Raw genomic sequence first — 25,474 nt, forward strand, 5'->3', positions numbered from 1 at the left:
GCAGCCCACTTGCGGACGCGGTGCGCGCCGTTCGATAACGACGCGCCGCAACAGGAACGCCGCCCATGACCCTCACCGTCGCCATCCAGATGGACCCGATCGAGAAAGTCCGGATCGCCGGCGATACCGGCTTCTCGCTGATGCTGGAAGCACAGGCACGCGGGCATACGCTCTTCACTTACACGCCCGACAAGCTGACCCTGCGCGACGGCAAGGTCACGGCGCGGATCAAGCCGGTGACGGTGCGCGATGTCGAGGGCGACCATTTCAGCGTCGGAGCCGAGGAGCGGGTCGACCTCTCGACGCTCGATGTCGTGCTGCTGCGGCAGGACCCGCCCTTCGACATGGCCTATGTCACCACGACGCATCTGCTGGAGCGCATCCACCCCAAGACGCTCGTGGTCAACAACCCGACCGAGGTGCGCAACGCGCCCGAAAAGATTCTGGTCACGCATTTTCCAGAACTGATGCCGCAGACGCTGATCACCCGCGACAAGGCCGAGATCGAGGCGTTCCGCGACGAGTTCGGCGAGATCGTGATGAAGCCTCTCTACGGCCATGGTGGCGCGACCGTGTTCAAGACCGGCAAGGACGACCCGAATTTCGGCTCGCTGTTTGATCTCTTCGCCGGCATTTTCCGTGAGCCCTGGGTGGTCCAGCGCTTCATGAAAGAGGTCTCCGAGGGCGACAAGCGCATCATCCTGATCGACGGCAAGGCGGCGGGCGCGGTCAATCGCGTGCCGGCGACCGGAGACCTGCGCGCCAACATGGTGCGCGGCGGCGCAGCCAAGCCAACCGACCTCTCGAAGCGCGAGCTTGAAATCTGCGAGGCGATCGGCCCGACCTTGCGCGAGCGCGGCCTGCTTCTCGTCGGCATCGACGTGATCGGCGGCAACCTGACCGAGATCAACGTTACAGCGCCGACCGGCGTGCGCGCGATCAAGAAGCTCGGCGGCCCGGATCTGGCGGCGCAGCTTTGGGATGTGATCGAAGCGAAGAAATAGGCAGCAAGCGAGAGCGCCGGCGGCAGGCGTCGCCGACTACTTCGCCTTTACATGTCCCTTCCAGCAGGCTCCCAGCCCGATCTCGCGGCGCCCGGTCATGGCCGGGCGTGACGACCTTTTACCCCGAGTGCTATAGCCGTGACGGGCTAACATCAGGCTTAACCGGCGCGCCGTTCAGGCTGTTGGCTTCGTCCCAGGCATAGCGCAGCGTTTCGAAGCGCATGGTCAGGCCATCGACCAGCAGCAGCTTGCCGACCAGCGGTTCGCCGAAGCCGGTGATGGCGCGAATGACTTCCAGCGCCATCAGCGAACCCATCACACCGGGCATGGCGCCGAGCACGCCGGCTTCGGCGCAGGGCGCGACTGTTCCCGGTGGCGGCGCGACGGGGAACAGGCAGCGATAGGTTGGATTGCGCCGGCCGTCCGCTGCCGTCTCATGCGCACGGATCGTGGTCAGCGAGCCGTCGAAACGGCCGAGCGCACCCATGACCAGCGGCTTCTTCTCATGGAAGCAGGCATCCGAGACGGCATAGCGCGTGGCGAAATTGTCGGAGCCCTCGGCGACGACGTCATAGAACGCGATCAAGGCGCGGGCATTGTGGGGATCGAGGCGGGTGACATGCTCCTCGACCACGACATGCGGGTTGAGGCGGTTGACGAAGGCCGCGGCGGCAACAGCCTTATGTGCGCCGATATCGGCGGTGCCGAAAATCGTCTGGCGCTGCAGGTTGGAGAGCGAGACGATGTCGTCGTCGACGATGCCGATATGCCCGACGCCCGCAGCGGCGAGATACTGGATCAGCGGCGCGCCAAGTCCGCCCGCACCGACGACGAGGACGCGCGAGCGCTTCAGCCGTTGCTGGCCCGGCCCGCCGATTTCCGGCAGCACCAGATGGCGGGCATAGCGCTCGATCTCTTCGTCGTTCAGGCTCATCGCAGCAGAGTTAAGCCCAACTGGCGTCCCGGGCAATCGCATCGTGGCTGCTCGCAGCCTAGTGGCCTGCGCCGGCTTGGCCGCGCCGCCAAGCCATGCCATCGTGCGGCCAAGCAGGGGTGGCAAACCGCCCCGCAGATCGAACAGGGGATTTGTCACATGCGGTTGAAATCTCTCGCTTTGGCGCTGGCCGGCGTCGCGCTCTCGGCGGTCGCGGCGATGGCGCAGACGGCGATCAAGCCGGCGGTCGTCTATGACAAGGGCGGCAAGTTCGACAAATCCTTCAACGAGGGCGTCTTCATCGGCGCCGACAGGTTCAAGCAGGAAACCGGCGTCGAGTTCCGCGATTTCGAGCCGACGAACGACGCTCAGATCGAGCAGGCACTGCGGCGCTTCGCCCGCGACGGCAACTCGCCGATCATCGCTGTGGGGTTCAGCCAGGCGACCGCGCTGCAAAAGGTCGCGGCCGAGTTCCCGGACCTGAAGTTCACGATCATCGACATGGTGGTCGACCTGCCCAATGTGCAGTCGGTCGTGTTCAAGGAGCATGAAGGCTCCTATCTCGTCGGCCTGCTCGCCGGCCTCGCCTCCAAGACCAACAAGGTCGGCTTCGTCGGCGGGATGGATATCCCGCTGATCCGGAAATTCGCCTGCGGCTATGTCCAGGGCGTGAAGGCCGCGAAGAAGGATGCCGAGATCTTCCAGAACATGACGGGATCGACGCCGGCCGCCTGGAACGACCCGGTCAAGGGCGGCGAACTCGCGAAATCACAGATCGACCGTGGCGCGGACGTGATCTACCACGCGGCGGGTGGCACCGGCATCGGTGTGCTGCGCGCGGCCGCCGACGCCGGCAAGCTCGGCATCGGCGTCGATTCCAACCAGAATTCGCTCCAGCCCGGCAAGGTGCTGACCTCGATGCTGAAGCGCGTCGATGTCGCCGCCTATAATTCCTTCAAGGCCGCCCGCGACGGCGGCTGGAAGCCCGGGATTCAGGTCCTCGGCCTGAAGGAGGATGGCGTCGCCTGGGCGCTCGACGATGCCAACAAGTCGCTGATCACCGATGAGATGAAGGCCGCCGCCGACAAGGCCAAGGCGGAGATCATCTCCGGCACCATCAAGGTCCATGACTACATGTCGGATTCCAAGTGCACGATGTGAGGCATGCCGTCGCGCTTCACGCCATGAACATCACGATACTCGGCTCTGGCGATGCCTTCGGCTCCGGCGGGCGCTTCAACACCTGCCTGCATGTTGAGGCCGGCAAGCAACGCATGCTGCTGGATTGCGGCTCATCCAGCATGGTGGCGCTGAACAAGGCCGGCATCGCCCGCAACGGCATCTCGACCCTGCTGTTCACGCATTTCCATGGCGATCATTTCGGCGGGCTGCCGGGGTTCCTGCTCGACGCGCAATTCGTCTCGCGGCGCAAGGAGCCGCTGACGATCGCCGGGCCCGTGGGCGTCGAGCACCGGGCATGGCATGCGCTCGACGCCGATTTCCCTGGCGCGGCCACCAATATCTGGCGCTTTCCGATCGAGTTCGTCGAAGTCAGCCCCGAACAGCCGGCGACGCTTGCCGGGCTCGAGATCGCAGCTTTCGCGATGGTTCATGACGAGCGCGCAGGCCCTTGCCAGGGCTACAGGCTGAGCCATGGCGGAAAGGTCTTCGCTTTTTCCGGGGATACGGCGTGGACGCAAGCGCTGATCCCGCTCGCGGCCGGGGCCGACGTGCTGCTCGTCGAGTGCTATGCCTATGACCTGCAACTCGCGAACCATCTCGACTACAGGACGCTCGCCGCGCATCGCGCCGAGCTTGCGACGCCCCGCATCATCCTGACGCATATGGGCCTCGGCATGCTCGCGCATCAGGAGCCCTTGCCGGAAGAGCGCGCCCATGACGGCATGGTGATCGCGCTGTGAGCAGCATGCCGCCCCTCGCCATCGCGCTGAGCGGCATCAGCAAGCATTTCGGACCGGTAGCGGCCAATAAGGACGTATCGCTTTCCATCGCTGCGGGCTCGATCCACGGCATCGTCGGCGAAAACGGCGCGGGCAAATCAACGTTGATGTCGATCCTCTACGGCTTCTACGAGGCCGATGCCGGCGAGATCAGGATCGCAGGCGAAGCCAGGCAAATCCGTTCGCCGGCCGATGCGATCGCCGCCGGCATCGGCATGGTCCACCAGCATTTCATGCTGGTGGAGACGCTGAGTGTCGTCGAGAACATCATTCTCGGTGCCGAAGGCGCGGCCTGGCTCAAGAACGGGGTCGGCAAGGCGCGGGCGGAGCTCGCACGGCTTGCGCAGGATTACGGCCTCGTCATCGACCCCGACGCCATCGTCGGCGACCTCTCGGTCGGCCTGCAGCAGCGCGTCGAGATACTGAAGGCGCTCTATCGCGGCGCCGACATCCTGATCCTGGACGAACCAACCGCCGTGCTGACGCCGCCGGAAGCCGACCAGCTCTTTGCGCTGCTGCGCGCGCTTAAGGCCCAGGGCAAGACTGTGGTCCTGATCACCCACAAGCTGCGCGAGATCATGGACGTCACCGACGCCGTCTCGGTGATGCGACGCGGCGAGATGGTGGCGCATCTCACCACCGCCGAGACCTCGCCGCCCGAACTGGCCGAGGCGATGGTCGGCCGGCGCGTGCTGCTGCGTGTCGAGAAGGAGGCCCGGCGGCGCGGCAAGCCCGTGCTTGAGGCCGTCGGCCTCGGCGTTCGGGATGCGCGCGGCGTCGAACTGCTGCAAGATCTCAGCCTGACGCTCCATGCCGGCGAGATCGTCGGGATCGCCGGTGTTGCCGGCAATGGGCAAAGCGAATTGCTCGAGGTTCTCGCCGGGCTGCTGCGGTCCTCACGCGGCGTCATCCGGCTCGGCGGGCGCATCCTCAACAATGCGGATCGCTCCCCGGCAAAGCTGCGCAAGCTCGGGCTGATGCATATTCCCGAGGACCGGCAGCGCACCGGCCTCGTCACGGCTTTTTCGGCGGCGGAGAACGCGATCCTCGGTTATCAGGAGGATACCGCGTTCGGCACCGGGCTTTTCATGTCGCCGTCACGGATCGAGGCCCATGCCCGCACCACTTTCAACGCCTATGACGTGCGCCCCCCCGATCCCGGCCTGAAGACCGCGAAATTCTCCGGCGGCAACCAGCAGAAGATCGTGCTTGCCCGCGAGATCGAGCGGCATCCCAAGGTGCTGCTTGTCGGCCAGCCGACGCGCGGGGTCGATATCGGCGCGATCGAATTCATTCACCGCCGCCTGATCGCGCTGCGCGATGCAGGCGTCGCGATCCTGCTCGTCTCCGTCGAACTGGAGGAGGTGATGGCGCTGTCCGACCGGATCCTGGCCATGTGCGGCGGCAGGATCACCGGCGAACGCGCAGCTGCAACGGCAGACGAGCGCGATCTCGGCCTGCTGATGGCGGGCGTGAACGAGAGGGCGGCATGAGCGCGGCTCCCATCGACCTCCCGCGCTGGGCCGATGCCGGGCTCGTGCCGCTCGTCAGCGTCGCGGCAGCGCTCCTCGTCGCCGGCCTCGTCGTGCTCGGCATCGGGGAGAGCCCGCTGGAGGCGACGGCCCTCCTGCTGCGCGGCGCGCTCGGCAGCGCCGAGGGCATCGGCTTCACGCTCTACTACACCACGAATTTCATCTTCACGGGGCTGGCCGTCGCGGTCGCCTTCCATGCCGGATTGTTCAATATCGGCGGCGAGGGCCAGGCGACGATCGCGGGCGTCTTCGCGGCGCTGGCCTGTCTCTGGCTCCAGCCCCTGCCCGGCTTCCTGCTCGTGCCGCTCGCCATCCTGTCGGCAGCGGCGGGCGGCGCGCTCTATGGTTTCATTCCGGGCTGGCTGCAGGCGACGCGCGGCAGCCATGTCGTCATCACCACGATCATGTTCAACTTCATCGCCGCGACCCTGATCGTCTACCTGCTGGTCGAGGTCATCGGGAAGCCGGGCTCGATGCAGCCGGAAACCGCGAATTTTGCGGGGCATGCGATCCTGACCCCGATGCATCAGCTGCTCGCGCCCCTCGGGTTGAAGCTGCCGGCAACGCCGTTGAACACGGCATTCCTGCTGGCGCTGGCCTCCCTCGTGGCGATTTGGGCACTGATCTTCCGCTCGCGGCTGGGCTACTGCATTCGCACCGTAGGAGCCAATCCGCGCGCCGCCGCCTATGCCGGCATTTCGCCCGCGCGCATCACCATGGTCGCAATGGCGATCTCGGGGGCGCTTGCCGGGGGGCTCGCGGTCAATGAGGTGATGGGCGTGCAGCACAGGCTGCTGCTCGATTTCACTGCCGGCTATGGTTTCGTCGGCATTGCGGTCGCGCTGATGGGGCGCGGCCATCCCATCGGCGTGGGGCTCGCCGCTCTGTTGTTCGGCGTGCTCTATCAGGGCGGGGCGGAGCTCTCCTTCGACAAGCCCGGCATCACCCGCGACATGGTCGTGGTCATCGGCGGCGTCATCATCCTCTTCGCCGGTGCGCTGGACGGCCTGTTTCGCCGGTTCGTGGCGAGTGGATTGCGCCTGGGGCGGAGAGCATGAGGACACGAGCCCTCCTGTCATTCCGGGTCGGTCCGCAGGACGGAACCCGGAACCCACGACTGGGCGAACCCAGCAGCCATGGCCTCAACTGCACGCGCCCAATCGTGGGTTCCGGGTTCTTCGCTGCGCGAAGCCCCGGAAAGACAGAAGGAAGCCGCTGACGATGGAGTGGATCGCGACCATCGCCGTCATCCTCGATTCGGCGATCAGGCTGTCGATCCCGCTGCTTTGCGCGGCGATGGCGGGGCTCTGGTCGGAGCGGGCCGGCGTCGTCGATATCGGGCTCGAGGGCAAGATGCTGATCGCCGCCTTCGCCTCGGCGGTCGCAGCCTTCGCGACCGGCTCCGCCTGGGCCGGGCTCGGCGCCGGGATCCTGGCTTCCGTGCTGTTGTCACTGGTTCACGGCTTTGCCGCCATCACCTGGCGCGGCAACCAGATCGTTTCGGGCGTCGCCATCAACATGCTGGCGGCAGGGCTCACCGTGGTGCTGGGCAACGCCTGGTACGCGCAGGGCGGCCGGACGCCGACCTTGGAGGGCGGCGCGCGCTTCGGTGACCTGACACTGCCCTTCGCCGCCGCGATGCGCGAGCATGTGCCGGTGCTCGGCCTGTTCTATGATGAGGTCATCTCAGGCCATGGTGCGCCGGTCTATCTCGCCTTCGCCTCGGTCCTCCTGACCGCGTTCGTGCTGAAGCGGACGCGCTTCGGCCTGCGGCTGCGCGCCGTCGGCGAGAACCCCGCGGCTGTCGATACCGCCGGTATTTCGGTCACCGGGCTGCGCTATGGCGCCGTCATCATCTGCGGCGTGCTCTGCGGGCTGGGCGGAACCTATCTCGCAGTCTCGCAATCGGCCGGTTTCCTGCCGCATATGACGGCCGGCAAGGGGTTCATCGCGCTTGCGGCCGTGATCTTCGCCAATTGGCGGCCCTGGCCGGCGCTGGGCGCCTGCCTGCTTTTCGGCCTGCTCGACGCCATCGCGATCAGGCTGCAGGGCGTTGCTCTGCCTGGCATCGGGCAGGTGCCGGTGCAGGCGATCCAGGCGCTGCCATATGTGATGACGGTGATCCTGCTCGCAGGCTTCATCGGAAAATCAACGCCGCCCAAGGCCTCGGGCGTGCCCTATGTCAAGGAACGCTGAGCCGGATGACGGATGTGACCGATTTCGATGTCCTCTTCACAGCTGCCGCGCAGGTTCAGACTCTGGCCTATGCGCCGTATTCGCGGTTCAAGGTCGGGGCGGCACTGCTGGCCGATGACGGCGTGGTCTATGCCGGCTGCAATGTCGAGAACGCCGCCTATCCGTCCGGCAGTTGCGCCGAGCAAGGTGCCGTCTCAGCGATGATCGCCGGGGGCGGGCGGGCGATTCGCGCTATCCTGGTCTTCGGCGAGGGCGCGGAACTGGTGACGCCCTGCGGCGCCTGCCGCCAGCGCATCCGCGAATTCGCGACGCCCGACACAGCGGTCGCGATTGCCGGGCCAGACGGCATCCGCGCCCACTTTTCGCTGGTGGAGCTGTTGCCAGCCTCCTTTGGGCCAGCCAACCTGCCGAAATAATTGAGGCAAGTGATTTGTAATTGCGGCAAGTGATCTGCGCGGCTTCCGGACCTTCCGTCCAGGCTTGTGACATCGGCGGGCAGGAGGCGACGAATGGCGATTGATCCGGTCATCGACGAGGCGGCGGCCACGCTGATCGCGCGGGGCATAGACGGTCCGATCGATTGTGCGATCGTGCTCGGCACGGGCCTCGGCCGCACCGTCGACGAGTTGCAGGACGCGGTGACTGTTCCCTTCGCCGACATTGCCGGCTTCCCGGAAGGTGGCGTCTCCGGCCATGCGCGGCAGATCAGCTACGGTTCGCTCTATGGCAAGAAGGTCCTGATCTTCGAGGGCCGGGCGCATTACTATGAGAGTGGCGACCCTGCCGTGATGCGCGTGCCGCTCGGCCTGCTGACCGCGTTTGGTTCGCCGCCGCTGATCCTGACCAATGCGGCGGGCTCGCTGACGCCAGGATTGCGTCCGGGCAGTCTTGCCGTGATCACCGACCACATCAACCTGAACGGGCTCAACCCCCTGATCGGCGACACCGGCGATGGCCGCTTCGTGCCGATGGTCGATGCCTATGATCCGCATCTGCGCATGCGGCTGAAGAAGGCGGCTGCGAGTTCGGGCACGAATCTCGGCGAGGGCGTCTATATGTGGTTCTCGGGGCCGAGCTTCGAGACGCCGGCTGAAATCAGGATGGCGAAGCTGCTCGGCGCCGATCTCGTCGGCATGTCGACGGTGCCAGAGGTCATCCTCGCCCGACGCTTCGGGATTCGCGTCGCCGGCATCTCGATCATCACCAATATGGGTGCCGGCCTGCATGGCGGCGCGCCTCATCATGGCGAAACACGCGATGTGGCGGCCATGGCCACGTCGGGCCTTCGCCGGCTGCTGCGCGCCTTTCTCTCGGAGCTCTAGGCAATGTCCGACAAGGCGATGGCGGAGCGAGCCCTGGCTCTGCTCGATCTCACCGATCTCTCCGAGAATGCCGATGAGGCGGGCACGCTTGCCTTGTGCAGGCGCGCAACGGCCGGCCCGGTCACGGTCGCAGCGATCTGCATCTGGCCGCACTTCATCGGCACAGCCCGCACAGCATTCGCTACAGCGGAAGTCGTGCCACGCATCGCGACGGTGGTGAATTTCCCGGCCGGGGGAACGGATATCGCGACCGTCGCGGCCGAGACGCAAGCCGCGCTCGCGGCCGGCGCCGACGAGATCGACCTCGTCCTGCCCTGGCGCGCCCTGCTCGCGGGCGATATGGCGACGGCGCAAGCCATGGTGGTGCGTATCAAGGTGCTCTGCGTGGGCAAGCGGCTCAAGGTCATCCTCGAGACGGGCGAATATCCCGATCTCGACGCGGTCAGAGCGGCGTCGGACCTCGCCATCGCAGCAGGGGCCGATTTCATCAAGACCTCGACCGGCAAGACCGCCAATTCGGCAAGCCCTGAGGCGGCCCGCACCATGCTCGATGTCCTCAAGGCGTCGGGCAGGCCGGTCGGGCTGAAACCCTCGGGCGGGATCCGGAGTTTGTCGGATGCAAGCCTCTATCTGGGGCTCGCGGACGAGATCATGGGGCCGGGCTGGGCAAGGCCCGAAACCTTCCGTTTCGGCGCGAGCGGGCTGCATCAGGTTCTCGTCGATGTGATCACCGGCAGCGCAGGCGGCACGAAAACCGGCGGGACCTATTGATGAGGCTGACGCAGGAAATCATCGCGGCCAAGCGCGACGGCGCCGAACTGCCAGACGCCGATATCCGGCAGATCATCTCGGGCCTGACCGACGGCACCGTCAGCGAGGGGCAGGCGGCGGCCTTCGCCATGGCGGTGTTCTTCCGGGACATGACGGCCAAGGAACGCGTCGCGCTGACGCTCGCCATGCGCGATTCCGGCACGGTGCTGAACTGGGACGATCTGCCCGGCCCAGCACTCGACAAGCATTCGACCGGCGGCGTCGGCGACACGGTGAGCCTGCCTCTGGCAGCGGCGGTCGCAGCCTGCGGCGGTCACGTGCCGATGATCTCGGGGCGCGGGCTCGGTCATACCGGGGGCACGCTCGACAAGCTCGATGCCGTGCCGGGTTATGTCACGCAGCCCGATATCGCGCTGTTTCGAAAGGTGGTGCGTGAACAGGGGTGCGCCATCATCGGCCAGACCGCCGATCTCGCCCCGGCCGACAAGCGCCTCTATGCCATTCGCGACGTCACCGCGACGGTCGAGACGATCCCCCTGCTGACCTCCTCGATCCTGTCGAAGAAGCTCGCGGCCGGCCTGCATGGGCTCGCCATGGATGTGAAATATGGCTCGGGCGCATTCCTGACCGACTATGGCAAGGCTCGCGCATTGGCCGACGCGCTCGTCGGCGTCGCCAACAATTCCGGCCTGCCGACCACCGCTTTGATGACTGATATGGGCGAGCCCCTGGCCTCGGTCGCCGGCAATGCACTGGAGGTCGCCTACGCGCTCGATCATCTGACCGGGGCCCGGCGTGAACCGCGCTTCCACGACGTCACGGTCGCGCTGGCAGCCGAGATGCTGCTGCTGGGGCGGCTCGCCGAGGATATCGACGATGCCAGGCGGAAGATCGAACACGCCTTCGCTTCCGGTGCCGCCGCCGAGCGTTTCGCGCGGATGATCGCAGCGCTAGGCGGTCCCACCGATCTTCTCGAGAAGCCGGGCCGGCATCTCGCCGCCGCGCCGATCGTGAAACCTGTCTTCGCAGGCGAGACCGGCAAGGTCGAGGCGATCGACACGCGCGCTGTCGGTTTTGCCGTGGTGGCACTCGGCGGCGGACGCGTCCGGCCGCAGGATGCGATCGATCACGCGGTGGGAATCGTCGATCTGGCGGGGCTCGGAGATGAGGCAGGGCCGGACCGCCCGCTCGGGATCGTGCATGCCCGCAACGAAGCCGGCTTTGCCGCGGCACAGGCACGCTTGCAAAAGGCCTACCGGATCGGAGAGGGTGCGGCAGAACGCGGCGCGCTGGTCGCCGAACGCATCACGGAGAGTTCGCACGGATGAGTCTGCTTCTGGCAATGACCGGCTGGCATGTCGAGGATTGGCGCGAGCGCTTCCAGGCGCTGCTGCCGGAGATGCCGATCGTGACGCTCGGCGAGGCCTATGATCGGCGCGCGGTGCATTATGTCGCGAGTTGGAAGCATCCGGAGGGCAGCCTCAGCGGCCTGCCGAACCTCGCGGCGATCTTCTCGCTGGGCGCCGGCGTCGACCATCTCTTCGCCGACACACGCTTGCCGGAGGTGCCGATAGCGCGCGTCGTCGATCCCGACCTGACGACGCGGATGAGCGAATACATCGTGCTGCACTGCCTGATGCATCTGCGCCAGCAGCGCCGCTACGAGCGTCAGCAGCAGGCCAAGCTCTGGGACGACGACCGCAACCAGCCGGCGGCGCGCTCGGTGCGCGTCGGCCTGATGGGATTGGGCGAGCTCGGGCTCGATGCCGCCCGCAAGCTCCAGGTGATGGGCTTCGATGTGACCGGCTGGAGCCGTTCGCCGAAAACCGTCGACGGCTTCGCGACCTTCGCTGGCGATGAGGGGATGACAGGCTTTCTGGCGCGCACCGACATCCTCGTCAGCCTGCTGCCCTTGACGCCGGAGACGCGCGGCGTGATCAATGCCCAGATGCTTTCGGGGCTGGCGCAGGATGGCCGGCTCGGCGGGCCGTTCCTGATCAATGCCGGGCGCGGTGGTCTCCAGGTCGAGGCCGACATCCTGGCCGCGCTCGACGCCGGCACGTTGAAGGGCGCGACGCTCGATGTGTTCGAGAGCGAGCCGCTGGCCCCTGAATCGCGGCTCTGGAGCCATCCGGACGTCACCGTGACTCCCCATAACGCCGCGATGTCGGAACCCGAGGCGGTCGCGACGCTGATCTCGGCGCAGATCAAGCGGCTGGAAGCCGGCGAGCCGCTGGAGCATGTAGTCGATCCGGCGCGAGGATACTGAGCCGGCATAGCGGCTCGGTCATCGCACCGTCATCGATCCGTCGTCGCACTGAAATGACGCTGGGCCAAGTCGGGCGGATCGATCCCCCGGAGTGTCCCATGCGCCTTGTCCTCACCGCCGCCCTGCTGCTGTCCTCGACGATCCTCGCCGGTGCGCAGGATGCGCAAAAGGAGTTCCCGGCCAAGCTCGTCGGCCATGCCTTGCTGCCGGCCAACACGATCATCGCCGCTCCGGCCGATGCTCCCGCAGACCTCAAGGTCTCCGGCAAGTTCGTTCAGCCCGGCAAGCGGGTCGAGGCTGTCGGCACGGTGATGGGCACCTCGGGCGGCCGGCCGACCGGCCTGTCGACGCCGTTCGCGGGCCAGCCGGTGCAGGGCTTCTCCGGCATCCGCTCGCTCGGCAATGGCGAATTCCTGGTGCTGACCGACAATGGCTTCGGCTCCAAGGCGAATTCGCCCGACGCCATGCTGTTCTTCCACCGCCTCAAGAGCGATTTCGCCAGCGGCAAGATCGAGCGGCTGTCGACCACCTTCCTGCATGATCCCGACAAGAAGGTCCCGTTCCGCATCGTTCAGGAAGGCACCGAGAAGCGCTATCTGACCGGCGCGGATTTCGACCCCGAGTCGATCCAGCCGATCGGCGGCAAGTTCTGGATCGCCGAGGAGTTCGGTCCCTATCTCATCCGCGTCGACGCCAACGGCAAGGTCGAGGCGGTGTTCGAGACCACGGTCGACGGCAAGCCGGCCCGCTCGCCCGACCATTACGCCGTGACGACGCCTGGCGCACCGAACCTGCCGGTCGAGTTCAATGTCCGCCGCTCCAAGGGCTATGAGGGCATGGCGCAGTCGCCGGACGGCCGCTTCCTCTACCCGCTGCTCGAAGGCCCGCTCTGGAATGCCGAGACCAAGGGCAATGAAGAGGTCGACGGCAAGGAAGTGCTGCGCATCCTCGAATTCGACGTCGCCAACGAGAAGTGGACCGGCCGTTCCTGGTTCTTCCCGCTGGAGCAGAAGGGCCTCGCCATCGGCGACTTCAACATGATCGACGCCACCACGGCGCTGATCATCGAGCGCGACAATGGCGAAGGCACTGCCGACAAGGCCTGCGCCGCCGGCCAGAAGGGGCCGGACTGCTTCCACGACCTCGCCAAGTTCAAACGCATCGTGAAGATCGAGATGACCGACGCCAATGTCGGCAAGCTCGTGCGCAAGATCGGCTTCATCGACCTGATGAAGATCCAGGATCCGGACAAGAAGGCTCGCCAGGGCGCCATCGACGGCGTGCTGCCCTTCCCCTTCTTCACGATCGAGAACGTCGACGTCGTCGACCGGGCCAACGGCATCATCATCGTCGGCAATGACAACAACCTGCCCTTCTCCTCTTCGCGCGACCCGAAAAAGGCGGATGACAACGAGCAGGTGCTGCTCTCGGTGAAAGAGCTGCTCGACGCGAAGTAAGACGGAGCGCCATCCGCACTCAAGTCATGGGCAGTTAAACTCGCGATACGGCGAGCGCCTCCAAAGTTACGGCCGGGCCAAACCCGGCCGTTTTCGTTTGGGAAGCCCGCTCTTGAACGGCTTTCGCAGCAGGATTATATTAAAGGCTGCCAAGCACTGCGTGTGCGAGGCGTAGTGGTTTGGATGATCGACACTCATGGAGGTGATCATGTTGACCGCGAATACGGACGGCAGACGGCCCCTGGACTTGTGCAACCTCATCCTCGCCGCGTGCCTGTTCATCTCACCCTGGCTACTCGGCTTCGCGGGCGCGACCATGCCCGCCCGAAGCGCCTGGATCGCCGCCGTGGCGCTTGCCCTGGTGGCGTGCGCGGCGCTTACGGCCTTTGCCGAATGGGAGGAGTGGGTGAGCATGGTGCTCGGCGTCTGGCTGATGGCGGCGCCCTGGGCTCTCGGCTTTACCGGCGACCACAACGCGTTCTGGACCCATATGGTCTTCGGCGCCTTGACGGTCGCGGTATCGGCCTGGGCAGTCTGGGACTACCGGCACGAGCCACATGCAACGGCCTGATCAGCTGGCAACTGACCCGACTTTACGACCCGCCGCTGCAAAGCGGCGGGTTTTCCGTGAATTCGCCGTACCGGCCCCCTACCCTAGTCGCGTAGCGCGCCGGGTCCCGGTACCGCCCCCGTAGGGCACTTTCCCGAGATGATCATGCCGAGCACCTCGTCCTGCGTGACGTCGCTCGTTCGCGCCGTGCCGACGACGCGGCCGTTCTTCATCACGCTGACCCGGTCGGCGAGATCGAAGACATCATGCAGATCGTGGCTGATCAGGAAGATGCCGATGCCCTGGCGCTTGAGCTCGAGGATCAATTCGGCGACCTGCTTCGTCTCCGCCGGTCCCAGGGCCGCCGTCGGTTCGTCCATGATCAGGACCCGGGCGTTGAAATAGATTGCGCGGGCGATCGCGACCGACTGGCGCTGCCCGCCCGACAACGCTTTGACCGGCTCCTTGAAACGGCGGAAATGCGGGTTGAGCCGGCCCATGACCTTGCGGGTCTCGGCCTCCATCGTGGAATCGTCGAGCGTATGCCAGGGCGTCAGTAATTCCCGCCCGAGGAAGATATTGGCGGCGGCGTCGACATTATCCGCCAGAGCCAGCGTCTGGTAGATCGTCTCGATGCCATGGCGCTTGGCGTCGCGCGGGCTACCGATCGAGACGAGCTCACCGCCGACCCTGATCTCGCCTGAATCGGCCTGGTAGGCGCCCGAGAGGATCTTGATCAGGGTGGATTTGCCGGCGCCGTTATGGCCCAGCAATCCCACGACTTCACCAGCCTTCAGATCGACCGAGACGGCATCGACCGCCTTGATGCCGCCGAAAGCGATCGAGATATCGCGCATCTCGACGAGGGGGGTGGTCATGTCCATTGGCAGGCTCCTCCCCTGTCATTCCGGGGCGCCGCGCAGAGGAGAAACCGGAAACCACGACCGGGCGAGCGCGATCGACCGGGCTGCATCCGAGGTCTCACCCCGTCGTAGGTTCCGGGTTCTCGCTTCGCGAGCTCCGGAATGACAGTGGAGTGTCGCGCGCGCATCCGTTACCCCAGCCGCTTGCGATAAAGACCGTCGAGCCAGACGGCGACGACGAGAACGAAGCCGACGACGATGTTCTGCAAGGGCGTGTCGACCCCGATCAGAACCATGCCCGATTGCAGCGACTGCATCACCAGCGCGCCCAACATGGCGCCCGCGATGGTGCCGACGCCGCCGGCGAGCGAGGTGCCGCCGATCACGGCCGCAGCAATGACGTAGAGCTCGTCGAGCGCGCCGGCCGAGTTCGTGGCGGCATCGAGCCGCGCCGTCGCGATGCAGGCGGAGATGCCGACCAGCGCCCCCATCAGCCCATAGACCAGCATCACCACCTTGCGCGTGTTGACGCCCGATAGCTGCGCGGCCTCCGGGTTGCCGCCGATGGCGAACACATAACGACCGAAGCGCAGACGCGTGGTCAGGAAGGTGATGGCCACACCGACCGCAAGCGCGATCAGGACGGGAACGGCGAGACCATGGCCGATGAACAGCCCGCCCGGCGGCCAGGGCAGCCCCTTCGCCTCGGTGACGCGGCGCGCGATGCCGACAGGAAGCGCGTAGGAATTGGCGATCATCACCGTGGCGATGACGACGCCGCAGGCGAGCACGGCCATCACGATCTCCGCCCAGAGCGGGCGCAGGGAGAAGCGGAAGCGCACACGCCGCCGGCGCGCGAAAACCATGGCGACGCAGATCAGCGCGCAGATCGCGAGGCCGATCACCCATGAGGCAGTCGTCCCGATCGCGCCCTCGACGCCGCCACCGAGAGGGCGAAACCGCGAATCCATCGGCGCGATGGTTTGCCCTTGCGTCACCCACCACGCCGCACCGCGCCAGACAAGCAGTCCGCCGAGCGTCACGATGAAGGAGGGGATCGCGAGCCAGGCGATCAGCGCGCCCTGGAACAGGCCGATCGCGCTGCCGAGCGCGATCGCGGCCAGCAGGCTGACGAGCCAGGTCAGCGGATGCTCGAAGCCCCAGAGTTCGGGCAGCAGGCGCACCTGGATCAGCCCGACGACCATGCCGACGAAGCCGAGCATGGAGCCGACGGACAGGTCGATATTGCGGGTCACGATGACCAGCACCATGCCGCAGGCCATCACCGCGATCGAGGAGGTCTGGACCAGCAGGTTCCAGAGATTGCGCGACGACAGGAAGGCGCCGTCCGACAGCCAGTTGAAGCCCAGCCAGATCGCGGCCAGCGCCGCGACCATGCCGATCATGCGCGGATCGAATTCGATCTCGCGCAGTTGATCGCTCAGGCTCCTGCCGCTTTCCCCCGCCTTGGACGGCGCGGGAGCGGCCTCAGTCACAGGCCTTGACCTTGCCCGCCGCGACGCCCTGGCACACGACCGATTTCGGGGCCCAGCCGGCCTCGATCACGGCGTTCAGATTATCCTTGGTGACCGGCACCGGCTTCAGGAAGAGTGCGGTCATCGCCTGCTTGGCCGGTCCCTCATTCCAGCTCGCGGAGCCGGCGATCTCGGTCAGCTTGGCGCCGCCGGCCAGCTTGAGTGCGATTTCCGCCGCATTGCGCCCGAGCTCGCGCGCATCCTTCCAGATCGTCACCGTCTGCGTGCCCAAGGCGACCCGGTTCAGCGCCGCACGGTCGGCATCCTGGCCCGAAACCGGCACCGAACCCGCCAACCCCTGCCCCGACATGGCGGCGATGGCGCCACCCGCCGTACCGTCATTGGCGGCGATCACTGCATCGACCTTGTTGGCGTTGCGCGTCAGGATCTGCTCCATGTTGCGCTGGGCATTGGCGGGCAACCAGCCATCAGTGAAGGCCTCGCCGACATTCTTGATCTTGCCGGCATCGATCGCGGGTTTGAGCACCTCGATGGAGCCCTGATAGAGGAAGCCGGCATTGGGGTCGGAGCTCGAACCCTTGATGAAGACGTAATTGCCCTCGGGCTTGGCCTTCTGGATTTCGCGGGCCATCATCCGGCCGACCTCGACATTGTCGAAGGTCAGGTAGAAGGCCTGTGGAATCTCGATCAGCCGGTCGTAGCCGACGACCGCGATGCCCTCGTTGACGGCCTTCTGGACTGCGGGGCGGATGGCCTGGGCGTCCTGCGCCAGCACGATGATCGCCTTGGCGCCGCGCGCGATCAGGCTCTCGACATCGGTCAGCTGCTTGGCCGGCGAGGATTGCGCGTCGGCCGAAAGATAGGTGCCGCCGGCCTTCTCGATCGCCGTCTTGATCGCGGCCTCGTCGGTCTTCCAGCGCTCCTCCTGGAAGTTCGACCAGCTCACCCCGATGACGGGGCCCTTGGCCTGGGCGAAGGCCGACGACAGACCGCCCGACGCCGCAAGCGCCAGGCCCGCGGCAAGGATCATACGTGTGAACACGGCAAAATCTCCCGAGCGTTTCCCTTGCCGCGCGCTCTCATGGGACGGCATTGCGGGCCGCCGGGCGCCTGGCAGGCCGAGGACAACCCATCCCGGGGGGAGGAGTCAAGCGTGGGCTGCACAACCCGTGCGGGTGCCCATTTCCTGGGCAATCCGGCCGTCAGGTCACGCGCTTGTCGGGGGAATCGCAGAGATCGTTCAGCAGGCAGCGCTCACATTCTGGCCGCAACGCCTTGCAGGTGTAGCGCCCATGCAGGATCAGCCAATGATGGGCATGGCGACCGAATTCCGGCGGCACCGCCTTCTCCAGTCCGAGTTCGACCTGCAGCACGTTCTTGCCGGGCGCGATGCGCAGGCGGTTGGAAACGCGGAAGACATGAGTGTCCACCGCATGGGTGATCTCGCCGAACGCGATGTTGAGCACGACATTGGCGGTCTTGCGGCCGACGCCGGGCAGGCTCTCGAGGGCCTCGCGCGAGATCGGGACCTCGCCGCCGAATTCGGCGATCAGCTTCTCGCAGAGCGCGATGACGTTCTTCGCCTTGGTGCGGAAGAGGCCGATGGTCTTGACCAGTTCGCGCACCCGCTCCTCGCCGAGCGCCAGCATCTTCTGGGGGCTGTCGGCGAGTTCGAAGAGCTTTCGCGTCGCCTTGTTGACGCCGACATCGGTCGCCTGCGCCGAGAGCACGACGGCGACCAGCAGCGTGAAGGCGTTGACGTATTCGAGCTCGCCCTTGGGCTCGGGATTGGCGGCCTGGAAGCGCTGGAAGATCTCGCGAACCCCGGCAGCGCTGCGCGCCCGCAGTTTTGTGACCGGCCTGCTTGCGGCGACGCGTCGTTTGGCCCTGTTCTGCTGATCCATACCGGCGTTATAGTTGCGGCATGACCCTCGGCAAGCCCGATTTCAGCGAGCCAGACAGCGCGCCACCGGCACCGACTGAGCGCGCAATGTTCGACGCCACGATCACCCCGCATCGTTCGCTCGGCCCGAACGGGTTTCGGATCGTGATGACGCTGGTCTGCCTCGCCAGCATCGTGTCGTCGATCCCCTTCGTCGTGCTCGGTGCTTGGCCGGTCGCCGGTTTCTTTGGCATCGACGTGCTGGCGCTGTTCATCGCCTTCCACGTCAATTTCCGGCATGCCCGCGCCTTCGAACGCATCATCGTGACGCCGATCGAGGTCTTCCTGCGCAAGGTCTCGCATCATGGCCGCGAGGCGATCTGGCGGTCCAACCCCGCCTGGACGAAGCTGGAGCGTGTCGACGACGAGGATTACGGGCTGCTCGGCCTGAGCCTCGTCTCGCGCGGACAGCGTGTGGCAGTCGCCTCGCAGCTCTCGCCGCGTGAGCGCGAAGGCTTTGCAGATGCGCTGGGCAGCGCATTGGCAAGCGCGAGACGAGGCGCTGATTTGGGAGCGGTCTGAGGGCGATCCTGTCAGGATCCGCCATCCAGAAACGCGCGGACCAGCGCCGTGGTGGCGATCGGGTTCTCTTCCATGATCCAGTGGCCGGAATCGGGGATAACCGCGCCCTGAACATCGCTCGCCGCGAACCGCATGACCTCGGCCATGAACAGGCCGAAGGATTTCTCGCCGCCCAGTGCCAGCACCGGCATCGCAAGCTTGCCCGCCGCCAGGAACGCCTTGTTGTCGATGGCGTCCTGATCGAAGGCCGCAAACTGGGCAAAACCGGAATGCATTGCTCCCGGCCGGCTGTAGAGGGCGGCGTAATGTTCACGCGCGGCTTCGCTGAAACGGGCGGGCGTCGCGGAGAATTCGTTCCAGAAACGGTCGAGATAGATGCGCTCCCGCCCGGCGACGAGTCGCTCCATATCGGGCCCGCCGAAACGGAAATGCCAGAGCAGCGGGTTCTTGAGGATCTCCTCCCAGGGGCCTACCCCCGGCAAGGGTGCATCGATCAGGACGAATTTCAGCACTCGGTTGCGGTACGACGCGGCAAAGGCGAAGCCGACCATGTTGCCGATGTCGTGGGTGACGAGATCTGCCTTCTCGATCCCGATTTCATCGAGAACACCGGCAACGTCGTGGGCTTGCGTCTTCTTGTCGAAACCGCCCACAGGCTTGGCCGACAGCCCCATGCCGCGCAGATCAGGGACGATGACGGTATGATCGCGGGCAAGATCGGTCGCCAGCGCCCCCCACATGTCCCCGGTCTCGCCATAGCCGTGCAACAGAACGACCGCCGGCCCCGCACCACCGATGCGGACATGGACCGTCGTGCCGTTGGTCGCGACCTCCTGCATCCGAAAATCGGGAGGAAAGGGAACAACGCCGGGGGCGGAGGCCTCTACGGAATGCATCTTGGTATTCCCTGGGCTGCGAGCCGGCCGCAGGTCCGCTGCGGCTCCAGACCAACATGCACGTGGCGAGGCGCTTGGCCTAGCGGCCATAGTGCAAGCGGCTTCATCTCGCTTGGGCCAGCCAGATCGTATGGCCGCCGCATTCCGGGTCCTCGGCGACATGGTCGACGACGTCGAAGCCGTTCTCCTCGAGCAATGCGCGATATTCGGCGGGATCGAGACTGGCGTGATAGAGCGGTTCGCCGCCGAAGCTGCCGATGGCCTCGCCATGCGACGGACCACTGGTAAATATCAAGGCCGCACCGGCCGCCGCATACGCGCGGAAGAGCGGGAACATCCGCCGCTGATCGTCATGGGTCAGGTGGAAGAAGCTGTCCCAGGCGACAAGGCCCTGAAAGCGGCGGCCAAGCGACAGGGTTCGCATATCCGCGACATGCCAATCCTGCCCTGGGAAACGAGCCTGGCAAAGCGCAATGAGTGACGGCGCGGTATCGACGCCCGTGACCGCAAATCCCCTCTCGATGAAATGGCGCGCGATCGGCTCGCCCGAGCCGCAGCCGAGATCGAGGATCGCGCCGCCAGATGGCAGCAGGCGCTCGAAACTGTCGAGCCAGCGCCGCTCGAACAGTGTCCGGCCCCGCTCCTCGTCCCAGACCCGGGCGTGGCGCTCGTAAAGACCGACAATCTGCTCCGCATCGGACGACATCGAAAACTCCACGAATCGGGCTTCATCGGGGGCGGAAATGTCCCGGACGGGCGCTTGCCTTGCAAGCGAGCTTGCCGGCCCTGTTTGCCGTCTCCTGCAACTTGTCAGCGGACTTGCCTGAAGACTTGCCCGCTCCTCAAGACTTGCCCGCTCCTGAAGACTTGCCAGCTTTCGGGTGGAGTCGGCATGGTGGAAATCCTAAATTCGCGTCATGACAGATAACGCGAGGTTCACGACGATGAACGCCCATGCATCCATGAAAACGGCGATGACCCCGACCCGCTTCTCCAATGCCGTGCTTGCCCGCGCTGCGGACGCCATGCCGGCGGAGGCCGATTTTCCCTCGACCGCGCCGGGTTCCGACTATGACACCGTGCGGCGGATTCTCGCCTATATCACCGAGAACTGGCGCGAGCAGCCGACGATCGAGGCGATCGCGGAAGCCGCCGGCGCCACGCCCACCGATGTGCACCACCTGTTCCGGCGCTGGTGCGGGCTGACCCCCAAGGCCTTCCTGCAGGCGATCACGCTCGACCATGCCAAGGGGTTGCTCAGTGCCTCGGCCAGCGTGCTCGATACCGCGCTCGAGGTCGGCCTTTCCGGACCGGGCCGGCTGCACGATCTCTTCGTGACCCATGAGGCGATGTCGCCCGGCGAATGGAAGACCGGCGGCGAGGGGCTGGCGCTCTCCTACGGTTTCCACATGTCGCCTTTCGGCGAGGCGCTGATCGTGGCGACCGACCGGGGGCTAGCGGGCCTCGGCTGGGTCTCGACCAGCGTCGACGGCGGCAAGGTTGTCGGAGGGCGGGCGGAAGCGCTGGCCGACATGATGCGGCGCTGGCCGCATGCCGACTACCGCTTCGACCCGGCGACGACCGCGCCTTATGCCGGGCGCATCTTCGACCCCAAAGCGTGGTCCGCCGAGACGCCGCTGCGCGTCGTGCTGATCGGCACGGATTTCGAGGTCAGGGTCTGGGAGACGCTGCTCAGGATTCCGGTTGGACGCGCCACCACCTATGGCGATGTCGCCTGCCATATCGGCAAGCCGACGGCGGCGCGTGCGGTCGGCATGGCCGTCGGCAAGAACCCGATCTCCTTCGTGGTGCCCTGCCACCGCGTCATCGGCAAATCCGGGGCGCTGACGGGCTATCACTGGGGCCTGACGCGCAAGCGCGCCATCCTCGGCTGGGAAGCCGGGCAGACCGGCGGCATTACCGGCTGACCTCCACTCCCTGAGATACATCTCCCAGCAGGGCGCGCCAGCGCGACGAGCCGGCGCCCTTGCCGGTCCGGTTCACAACAGACCGCGCTTCGCCAGATTGCGCATCAGATGCGAGGCGCCGAAGGTCCAGGGCTCGCACGCGTCCGTGCGGCGCATGCGGTTGACCAGCGCGCCGAGTTCAGGCGCGGCGATGGTGACGATGTCCCCGTATTTATGGGTGAAGCCGCCACCGACCGTGTCGCGATCCTTGATCGGCGCGAACATGGTGCCGAGATAGAGCGCCGCTCCGTCGGGATACTGATGATGCGGGCCGATCATCTGCGCGGCGAGATCGGCAGGGTCGCGGCTGATCTTGGCGATCGAGGATGAGCCTTCGAGCTTGAAGCCGTCCTCGCCCTCGACAGTCAACGTCACCGTGGTGTTGCGGACATGGTCGAGCGTGAAGCCTGCATCGAACAGGCGGATGAAGGGGCCCACGGCGGCGGCCGCGTTATTGTCCTTGGCCTTGCCCAGCAGCAGCGCCGAGCGGCCCTCGACATCGCGCAGGTTGACGTCGTTGCCGAGGCTCGCGCCGACGATGCGACCGTCCGAGGCGACGATCAATACGATCTCGGGCTCAGGGTTATTCCAGGTCGAGGCGGGGTGAAGGCCGGCGTCGAAACCGGTTCCGACCGAGGACATCGGCGGCGCCTTGGTGAAGATCTCGGCATCGGGGCCGATCCCGACCTCGAGATACTGACTCCAGGCGCCCTGTTTGATCAGGACGTCCTTGAGATGCATCGCCTCGGGCGAACCTGGCTTCAGCTTGGACAGGTCGTCGCCGATCAGCTTCCCGATCTCGCCGCGGATCGTGGCGGCGGCGGCCGGATTGCCACGCGCCTTCTCCTCGATGACCCGCTCGAGCATCGAGACCGCGAAAGTCACGCCGGCCGCCTTCACCGCCTGGAGATCGAGCGGGGAGAGCAGCCAGGCCTTGTTCGCGTCGCGGCCGTCGACCGGCGTGTTCGCGAGGATGTCGGCCAGCGAGCCGAGGCTTTCGCCCTTGGCAGCGCGCAATGCGGCGGCGGGATCGCCGGCCTCGCAGAGATCGCGGCTCGTCGGAAATTCGCGGGTCACGTCGATCAGTTGCCCATCCCGCACCGCGACGACGGCCGGCCCCGCGACATCGGGCCGCCAGACGCGGCCCAGCAGGGTCGCGGCCGCAGCATCGGCGGGCAAAGCGTGATCAGGCGTCAGCGAAAAGGATGGCATGGCTATGGTCCATAGGGCGGGAAAGCTGTGCGCGGAGAACAACCGCTTCCGGACAAATGCGCAAGAGCTTGGTAACGCCGAGCGCGCAGCCCGGCTATGTCATCATTTTGTTATTGAAACGTCGCCTCAGCTTCATGCTAGCTTGTGCACCAAGAACAACAGCCACCCGTGACGATCGGAGGGTGGAAGGGAGACAATGATGAGCATTAAATCGCGTATCCTGATGTCGGTTGCCGCCTTCGCGCTGGCGGGCGCAGCACCGGCCCTGGCGCAGACGGAAATCCAGTGGTGGCATGCACTCACCGGCGCCAATAACGACGTGGTCGTGAAGCTGGCTGAGGATTTCAATGCCTCGCAGAAAGAATACAAGGTCATTCCGGCCTATAAGGGCTCCTATCCCGACACGCTGAACGCCGGCATCGCCGCCTTCCGCGCCGGCACCGCGCCGCATATCCTGCAGGTCTTCGAAGTCGGCACGGGCACGATGATGTCTGCCAAGGGCGCGATCAAGCCCGTCTTCGAGATGATGAAGGAAGCCGGCGAAGCTTTCGACCCGAAGAGCTACCTTCCCGCCATCACCGGCTATTATTCGACGGCCAAGGGCGACATGCTCTCGATGCCGTTCAACTCATCGTCCATGGTGATGTGGTACAACAAGGACGCCTTCAAGAAGGCGGGCCTGAACCCCGACGCTCCGCCCAAGACCTGGCCGGAAGTATTCGAGGCCGGCAAGAAGCTGAAGGCCGCCGGCTTCGACAAATGCGGCTTCACCAACGCCTGGGCGACCTGGGCCAATATCGAGCAGTTCGGCGCCTGGCATAACATCCCGATCGCGACCAAGGCGAACGGGCTCGACGGCTTCGACACCGTGCTGAACTTCAACAGCCCGCTCTTCCTGAAGCACTGGACCAATCTGGTCGAGCTGCAGAAGGACAAGACCTACGACTATTCCGGCCGCACCAATAACGGCGAAGGTCGCTTCACCTCGGGCGAATGCCCGATCATGCTGACCTCGTCGGGCTTCTTCGGCAACGTCAAGGCGAACGCCAAGTTCGACTGGGCGAATGCCGCGATGCCGTATTATCCGGAAGCTGCCGGCGCGCCGCAGAACTCGATCATCGGCGGCGCCTCGCTGTGGGTGATGGGCGGCAAGAAGGCCGACGAATACAAGGGCGTCGCCAAGTTCTTCACCTTCCTGTCCGACGTCGACCGGCAGGTTAAGCTGCACACGGAATCGGGCTATCTGCCGATCACCAAGGCGGCTTACGAGAAGGTCAAGGCTTCCGGCTTCTACAAGGACAAGCCCTATCTCGAGACTCCGCTGCTGGAGCTCAACAACAAGGAGCCGACGGAGAATTCGCGCGGCCTGCGTTTCGGCAGCCTTGTGCAGATCCGCGACATCTGGTCCGAGGAGCTTGAAGCGGCGCTGAACGGCCAGAAGACGCCGAAAGCCGCGCTGGATGCCGCCGTCGACCGTGGCAACCAGATGCTGCGCCAGTTCGAGCGCACCGCCTCGCGCTGAGCCCACCCGACCTTGGGACCGGGGCATACGCCCCGGTCTTTCTCCTGCCCAGACGGCCTCATGCAGAAGAACGCTTCTTTCCGCGGGATGACGATACCCTTCCTGCTGCTGGCGCCCCAGCTGGTGATCACGGTCCTGTTCTTCTACTGGCCGGCGAGCCAGGCGGTCTGGCAGTCCTTCCTGCTGCAGGACGCCTTCGGCACCTCGACCGAATTCGTCTGGTTCGAGAATTACGCCGCGCTGTTTGCCGATCCCGGCTACTACAAGGCGCTGGTCAACACCGCGATCTTCTCAACCTTCGTCTGCGTGCTCTCGCTCTCGATCGCGCTGCTCTTCGCCGTGATGGCGGACCGGCAGCTGCGCGGCGCGGAGATCTACAAGACCCTGCTGATCTGGCCCTATGCGGTTGCGCCCGCTGTTGCCGGCGTGCTCTGGATCTTCATGTTCGATCCGTCGCTGGGCATGCTGGCACGCGGGCTCGACCGCCTCGGCATCGCCTGGAACCCGCGCCTCAACGGCAATGACGCGATGACGCTGGTGATCCTCGCCGCGACCTGGAAGCAGATCAGCTACAATTTCCTGTTCTTCCTGGCGGGCCTGCAATCGATCCCCAAGAGCGTGATCGAGGCGGCCGTGATCGACGGCGCCAAGCCGATGCGCCGGTTCTGGACGATCGTCTTCCCGCTGCTCTCGCCGACGACCTTCTTCCTGCTCGTCGTCAACATCGTCTACGTCTTCTTCGACACCTTCGGCATCATCGACACCGTCACCGGCGGCGGCCCCTCGGGCGCCACCGAAACGCTGGTCTACAAGGTGTTCTCGGACGGCAAAGGCGGCTCCAATCTGGGCGGCTCGGCGGCACAATCGGTGATCCTGCTGATCATGGTGATCGGCATGACCGCCATCCAGTTCCGCTTCATCGAGCGCAAGGTGAGCTACTGATGGGCTTGCGGCCAGCCAACACTGCCACGTCATCCCGGACGCAGCGAAGCGGAGATCCGGGATCCATCGCAAAGCACGGCGCTCCAGGATGGATCCCGGGTCAAGCCCGGGATGAC

General features: G+C 65.7%; 25 protein-coding genes. 17 read left to right on the forward strand and 8 right to left on the reverse strand.

Annotation, left to right across the window (positions count from 1 at the left end):
* Positions 1–65: 65 nt before the first annotated feature.
* On the forward strand, positions 66–1,004 hold the full coding sequence (gene gshB, locus C4S73_RS13240; RefSeq protein WP_103872987.1) for a glutathione synthase: 939 nt from the start codon (positions 66–68) through the stop codon (positions 1,002–1,004).
* Between the two features lie 130 nt (positions 1,005–1,134).
* Here the strand turns inward: gshB and C4S73_RS13245 are convergent, their stop codons facing one another.
* Positions 1,135–1,938 carry a HesA/MoeB/ThiF family protein gene (locus C4S73_RS13245; protein WP_103872988.1) on the reverse strand — a complete coding sequence of 268 codons (804 nt, stop codon included), beginning with the start codon at positions 1,936–1,938 and terminating at the stop codon, positions 1,135–1,137.
* Positions 1,939–2,097: 159 nt separating this feature from the next.
* Between C4S73_RS13245 and C4S73_RS13250 the strand changes: the two genes are divergently transcribed.
* The 12 genes from C4S73_RS13250 to C4S73_RS13305 all read left to right on the forward strand — a co-directional run bounded on the left by C4S73_RS13250 (position 2,098) and on the right by C4S73_RS13305 (position 14,017).
* Positions 2,098–3,099 carry a BMP family lipoprotein gene (locus C4S73_RS13250; RefSeq protein WP_103872989.1) on the forward strand — a complete coding sequence of 334 codons (1,002 nt, stop codon included), beginning with the start codon at positions 2,098–2,100 and terminating at the stop codon, positions 3,097–3,099.
* Positions 3,100–3,122: 23 nt separating this feature from the next.
* Positions 3,123–3,860: an MBL fold metallo-hydrolase gene (locus C4S73_RS13255; RefSeq protein ID WP_146071347.1), complete on the forward strand. Its 738-nt coding sequence runs from the start codon at positions 3,123–3,125 to the stop codon at positions 3,858–3,860.
* Between the two features lie 5 nt (positions 3,861–3,865).
* Positions 3,866–5,392 (forward strand): ABC transporter ATP-binding protein, encoded by a 1,527-nt coding sequence (locus C4S73_RS13260; protein ID WP_103872991.1) that lies wholly within the window; start codon positions 3,866–3,868, stop codon positions 5,390–5,392.
* On the forward strand, positions 5,389–6,489 hold the full coding sequence (locus C4S73_RS13265) for an ABC transporter permease (protein ID WP_103872992.1): 1,101 nt from the start codon (positions 5,389–5,391) through the stop codon (positions 6,487–6,489). The genes C4S73_RS13260 and C4S73_RS13265 overlap by 4 nt, the downstream gene beginning before the upstream one ends.
* 163 nt (positions 6,490–6,652) lie before the next feature.
* The gene (locus tag C4S73_RS13270; protein ID WP_103872993.1) at positions 6,653–7,627 is read left to right on the forward strand and encodes an ABC transporter permease; all 975 of its coding nucleotides are present in this window, start codon (positions 6,653–6,655) and stop codon (positions 7,625–7,627) included.
* 5 nt (positions 7,628–7,632) lie between these two features.
* Complete coding sequence (locus tag C4S73_RS13275; protein WP_103872994.1) at positions 7,633–8,043, forward strand: cytidine deaminase; 411 nt, start codon at positions 7,633–7,635, stop codon at positions 8,041–8,043.
* A 93-nt stretch (positions 8,044–8,136) separates the two neighbouring features.
* Complete coding sequence (locus C4S73_RS13280) at positions 8,137–8,949, forward strand: purine-nucleoside phosphorylase (protein WP_200828013.1); 813 nt, start codon at positions 8,137–8,139, stop codon at positions 8,947–8,949.
* 3 nt (positions 8,950–8,952) lie between these two features.
* On the forward strand, positions 8,953–9,720 hold the full coding sequence (gene deoC / locus C4S73_RS13285; protein ID WP_103872995.1) for a deoxyribose-phosphate aldolase: 768 nt from the start codon (positions 8,953–8,955) through the stop codon (positions 9,718–9,720).
* Positions 9,720–11,048: a thymidine phosphorylase gene (gene deoA, locus C4S73_RS13290; protein ID WP_103872996.1), complete on the forward strand. Its 1,329-nt coding sequence runs from the start codon at positions 9,720–9,722 to the stop codon at positions 11,046–11,048. Before deoC ends, deoA begins: the two co-directional genes overlap by 1 nt.
* Positions 11,045–11,989 carry a 2-hydroxyacid dehydrogenase gene (locus C4S73_RS13295; protein WP_103872997.1) on the forward strand — a complete coding sequence of 315 codons (945 nt, stop codon included), beginning with the start codon at positions 11,045–11,047 and terminating at the stop codon, positions 11,987–11,989. Before deoA ends, C4S73_RS13295 begins: the two co-directional genes overlap by 4 nt.
* Positions 11,990–12,087: 98 nt before the next feature.
* On the forward strand, positions 12,088–13,446 hold the full coding sequence (locus C4S73_RS13300; RefSeq protein WP_103872998.1) for an esterase-like activity of phytase family protein: 1,359 nt from the start codon (positions 12,088–12,090) through the stop codon (positions 13,444–13,446).
* 196 nt (positions 13,447–13,642) lie between these two features.
* Positions 13,643–14,017 carry an SPW repeat protein gene (locus C4S73_RS13305; protein WP_244595590.1) on the forward strand — a complete coding sequence of 125 codons (375 nt, stop codon included), beginning with the start codon at positions 13,643–13,645 and terminating at the stop codon, positions 14,015–14,017.
* A gap of 83 nt (positions 14,018–14,100) precedes the next feature.
* On the opposite strand, the gene C4S73_RS13310 is transcribed toward C4S73_RS13305, so the two are convergent.
* The 4 genes from C4S73_RS13310 to nth all read right to left on the reverse strand — a co-directional run bounded on the left by C4S73_RS13310 (position 14,101) and on the right by nth (position 18,259).
* On the reverse strand, positions 14,101–14,880 hold the full coding sequence (locus C4S73_RS13310) for an ATP-binding cassette domain-containing protein (RefSeq protein WP_103872999.1): 780 nt from the start codon (positions 14,878–14,880) through the stop codon (positions 14,101–14,103).
* A 170-nt stretch (positions 14,881–15,050) separates the two neighbouring features.
* Positions 15,051–16,355 (reverse strand): sugar ABC transporter permease, encoded by a 1,305-nt coding sequence (locus C4S73_RS13315; protein ID WP_425290344.1) that lies wholly within the window; start codon positions 16,353–16,355, stop codon positions 15,051–15,053.
* A complete protein-coding gene (xylF, locus tag C4S73_RS13320; protein ID WP_103873000.1) occupies positions 16,348–17,385 on the reverse strand; it encodes a D-xylose ABC transporter substrate-binding protein in 1,038 nt (345 codons plus the stop codon). Before xylF ends, C4S73_RS13315 begins: the two co-directional genes overlap by 8 nt.
* A gap of 172 nt (positions 17,386–17,557) precedes the next feature.
* Positions 17,558–18,259, reverse strand: coding sequence for an endonuclease III (gene nth, locus C4S73_RS13325; RefSeq protein ID WP_103873001.1), 702 nt, complete (start codon positions 18,257–18,259; stop codon positions 17,558–17,560).
* A gap of 20 nt (positions 18,260–18,279) precedes the next feature.
* Here nth and C4S73_RS13330 point away from each other — a divergent pair, with 20 nt between their 5' ends.
* The gene (locus C4S73_RS13330; protein WP_103873002.1) at positions 18,280–18,819 is read left to right on the forward strand and encodes a DUF2244 domain-containing protein; all 540 of its coding nucleotides are present in this window, start codon (positions 18,280–18,282) and stop codon (positions 18,817–18,819) included.
* 11 nt (positions 18,820–18,830) lie between these two features.
* On the opposite strand, the gene C4S73_RS13335 is transcribed toward C4S73_RS13330, so the two are convergent.
* Together C4S73_RS13335 and C4S73_RS13340 are read right to left on the reverse strand one after the other, a co-directional pair.
* Complete coding sequence (locus tag C4S73_RS13335) at positions 18,831–19,715, reverse strand: alpha/beta fold hydrolase (RefSeq protein ID WP_103873003.1); 885 nt, start codon at positions 19,713–19,715, stop codon at positions 18,831–18,833.
* A 103-nt stretch (positions 19,716–19,818) separates the two neighbouring features.
* Complete coding sequence (locus C4S73_RS13340; protein WP_103873004.1) at positions 19,819–20,421, reverse strand: class I SAM-dependent DNA methyltransferase; 603 nt, start codon at positions 20,419–20,421, stop codon at positions 19,819–19,821.
* Between the two features lie 319 nt (positions 20,422–20,740).
* Between C4S73_RS13340 and C4S73_RS13345 the strand changes: the two genes are divergently transcribed.
* Positions 20,741–21,643: a methylated-DNA--[protein]-cysteine S-methyltransferase gene (locus C4S73_RS13345; protein WP_244595603.1), complete on the forward strand. Its 903-nt coding sequence runs from the start codon at positions 20,741–20,743 to the stop codon at positions 21,641–21,643.
* A gap of 72 nt (positions 21,644–21,715) precedes the next feature.
* Here the strand turns inward: C4S73_RS13345 and C4S73_RS13350 are convergent, their stop codons facing one another.
* Positions 21,716–22,894, reverse strand: coding sequence for a fumarylacetoacetate hydrolase family protein (locus tag C4S73_RS13350; protein WP_103873005.1), 1,179 nt, complete (start codon positions 22,892–22,894; stop codon positions 21,716–21,718).
* A 223-nt stretch (positions 22,895–23,117) separates the two neighbouring features.
* Here C4S73_RS13350 and ugpB point away from each other — a divergent pair, with 223 nt between their 5' ends.
* Complete coding sequence (gene ugpB / locus C4S73_RS13355; protein ID WP_425290348.1) at positions 23,118–24,416, forward strand: sn-glycerol-3-phosphate ABC transporter substrate-binding protein UgpB; 1,299 nt, start codon at positions 23,118–23,120, stop codon at positions 24,414–24,416.
* A gap of 60 nt (positions 24,417–24,476) precedes the next feature.
* Positions 24,477–25,358 (forward strand): sn-glycerol-3-phosphate ABC transporter permease UgpA, encoded by an 882-nt coding sequence (ugpA, locus tag C4S73_RS13360; protein WP_103873006.1) that lies wholly within the window; start codon positions 24,477–24,479, stop codon positions 25,356–25,358.
* Positions 25,359–25,474: the final 116 nt, after the last annotated feature.

This window comes from Allobosea lathyri, assembly GCF_900108245.1.
Taxonomy (GTDB): Bacteria; Pseudomonadota; Alphaproteobacteria; order Rhizobiales; family Beijerinckiaceae; genus Allobosea; species Allobosea lathyri.

What these genes read in the sequence shown, in the direction of transcription:
- gshB (WP_103872987.1), top strand. Translation starts at nt 66, where the DNA reads ATGACCCTCACCGTCGCCATCCAGATGGACCCGATCGAGAAAGTCCGG.
- C4S73_RS13245 (WP_103872988.1), bottom strand. Translation starts at nt 1,938, where the DNA reads ATGAGCCTGAACGACGAAGAGATCGAGCGCTATGCCCGCCATCTGGTG.
- C4S73_RS13250 (WP_103872989.1), top strand. Translation starts at nt 2,098, where the DNA reads ATGCGGTTGAAATCTCTCGCTTTGGCGCTGGCCGGCGTCGCGCTCTCG.
- C4S73_RS13255 (WP_146071347.1), top strand. Translation starts at nt 3,123, where the DNA reads ATGAACATCACGATACTCGGCTCTGGCGATGCCTTCGGCTCCGGCGGG.
- C4S73_RS13260 (WP_103872991.1), top strand. Translation starts at nt 3,866, where the DNA reads ATGCCGCCCCTCGCCATCGCGCTGAGCGGCATCAGCAAGCATTTCGGA.
- C4S73_RS13265 (WP_103872992.1), top strand. Translation starts at nt 5,389, where the DNA reads ATGAGCGCGGCTCCCATCGACCTCCCGCGCTGGGCCGATGCCGGGCTC.
- C4S73_RS13270 (WP_103872993.1), top strand. Translation starts at nt 6,653, where the DNA reads ATGGAGTGGATCGCGACCATCGCCGTCATCCTCGATTCGGCGATCAGG.
- C4S73_RS13275 (WP_103872994.1), top strand. Translation starts at nt 7,633, where the DNA reads ATGACGGATGTGACCGATTTCGATGTCCTCTTCACAGCTGCCGCGCAG.
- C4S73_RS13280 (WP_200828013.1), top strand. Translation starts at nt 8,137, where the DNA reads ATGGCGATTGATCCGGTCATCGACGAGGCGGCGGCCACGCTGATCGCG.
- deoC (WP_103872995.1), top strand. Translation starts at nt 8,953, where the DNA reads ATGTCCGACAAGGCGATGGCGGAGCGAGCCCTGGCTCTGCTCGATCTC.
- deoA (WP_103872996.1), top strand. Translation starts at nt 9,720, where the DNA reads ATGAGGCTGACGCAGGAAATCATCGCGGCCAAGCGCGACGGCGCCGAA.
- C4S73_RS13295 (WP_103872997.1), top strand. Translation starts at nt 11,045, where the DNA reads ATGAGTCTGCTTCTGGCAATGACCGGCTGGCATGTCGAGGATTGGCGC.
- C4S73_RS13300 (WP_103872998.1), top strand. Translation starts at nt 12,088, where the DNA reads ATGCGCCTTGTCCTCACCGCCGCCCTGCTGCTGTCCTCGACGATCCTC.
- C4S73_RS13305 (WP_244595590.1), top strand. Translation starts at nt 13,643, where the DNA reads ATGGAGGTGATCATGTTGACCGCGAATACGGACGGCAGACGGCCCCTG.
- C4S73_RS13310 (WP_103872999.1), bottom strand. Translation starts at nt 14,880, where the DNA reads ATGGACATGACCACCCCCCTCGTCGAGATGCGCGATATCTCGATCGCT.
- xylF (WP_103873000.1), bottom strand. Translation starts at nt 17,385, where the DNA reads ATGATCCTTGCCGCGGGCCTGGCGCTTGCGGCGTCGGGCGGTCTGTCG.
- nth (WP_103873001.1), bottom strand. Translation starts at nt 18,259, where the DNA reads ATGGATCAGCAGAACAGGGCCAAACGACGCGTCGCCGCAAGCAGGCCG.
- C4S73_RS13330 (WP_103873002.1), top strand. Translation starts at nt 18,280, where the DNA reads ATGACCCTCGGCAAGCCCGATTTCAGCGAGCCAGACAGCGCGCCACCG.
- C4S73_RS13335 (WP_103873003.1), bottom strand. Translation starts at nt 19,715, where the DNA reads ATGCATTCCGTAGAGGCCTCCGCCCCCGGCGTTGTTCCCTTTCCTCCC.
- C4S73_RS13340 (WP_103873004.1), bottom strand. Translation starts at nt 20,421, where the DNA reads ATGTCGTCCGATGCGGAGCAGATTGTCGGTCTTTACGAGCGCCACGCC.
- C4S73_RS13345 (WP_244595603.1), top strand. Translation starts at nt 20,741, where the DNA reads ATGCCGGCGGAGGCCGATTTTCCCTCGACCGCGCCGGGTTCCGACTAT.
- C4S73_RS13350 (WP_103873005.1), bottom strand. Translation starts at nt 22,894, where the DNA reads ATGCCATCCTTTTCGCTGACGCCTGATCACGCTTTGCCCGCCGATGCT.
- ugpB (WP_425290348.1), top strand. Translation starts at nt 23,118, where the DNA reads ATGTCGGTTGCCGCCTTCGCGCTGGCGGGCGCAGCACCGGCCCTGGCG.
- ugpA (WP_103873006.1), top strand. Translation starts at nt 24,477, where the DNA reads ATGCAGAAGAACGCTTCTTTCCGCGGGATGACGATACCCTTCCTGCTG.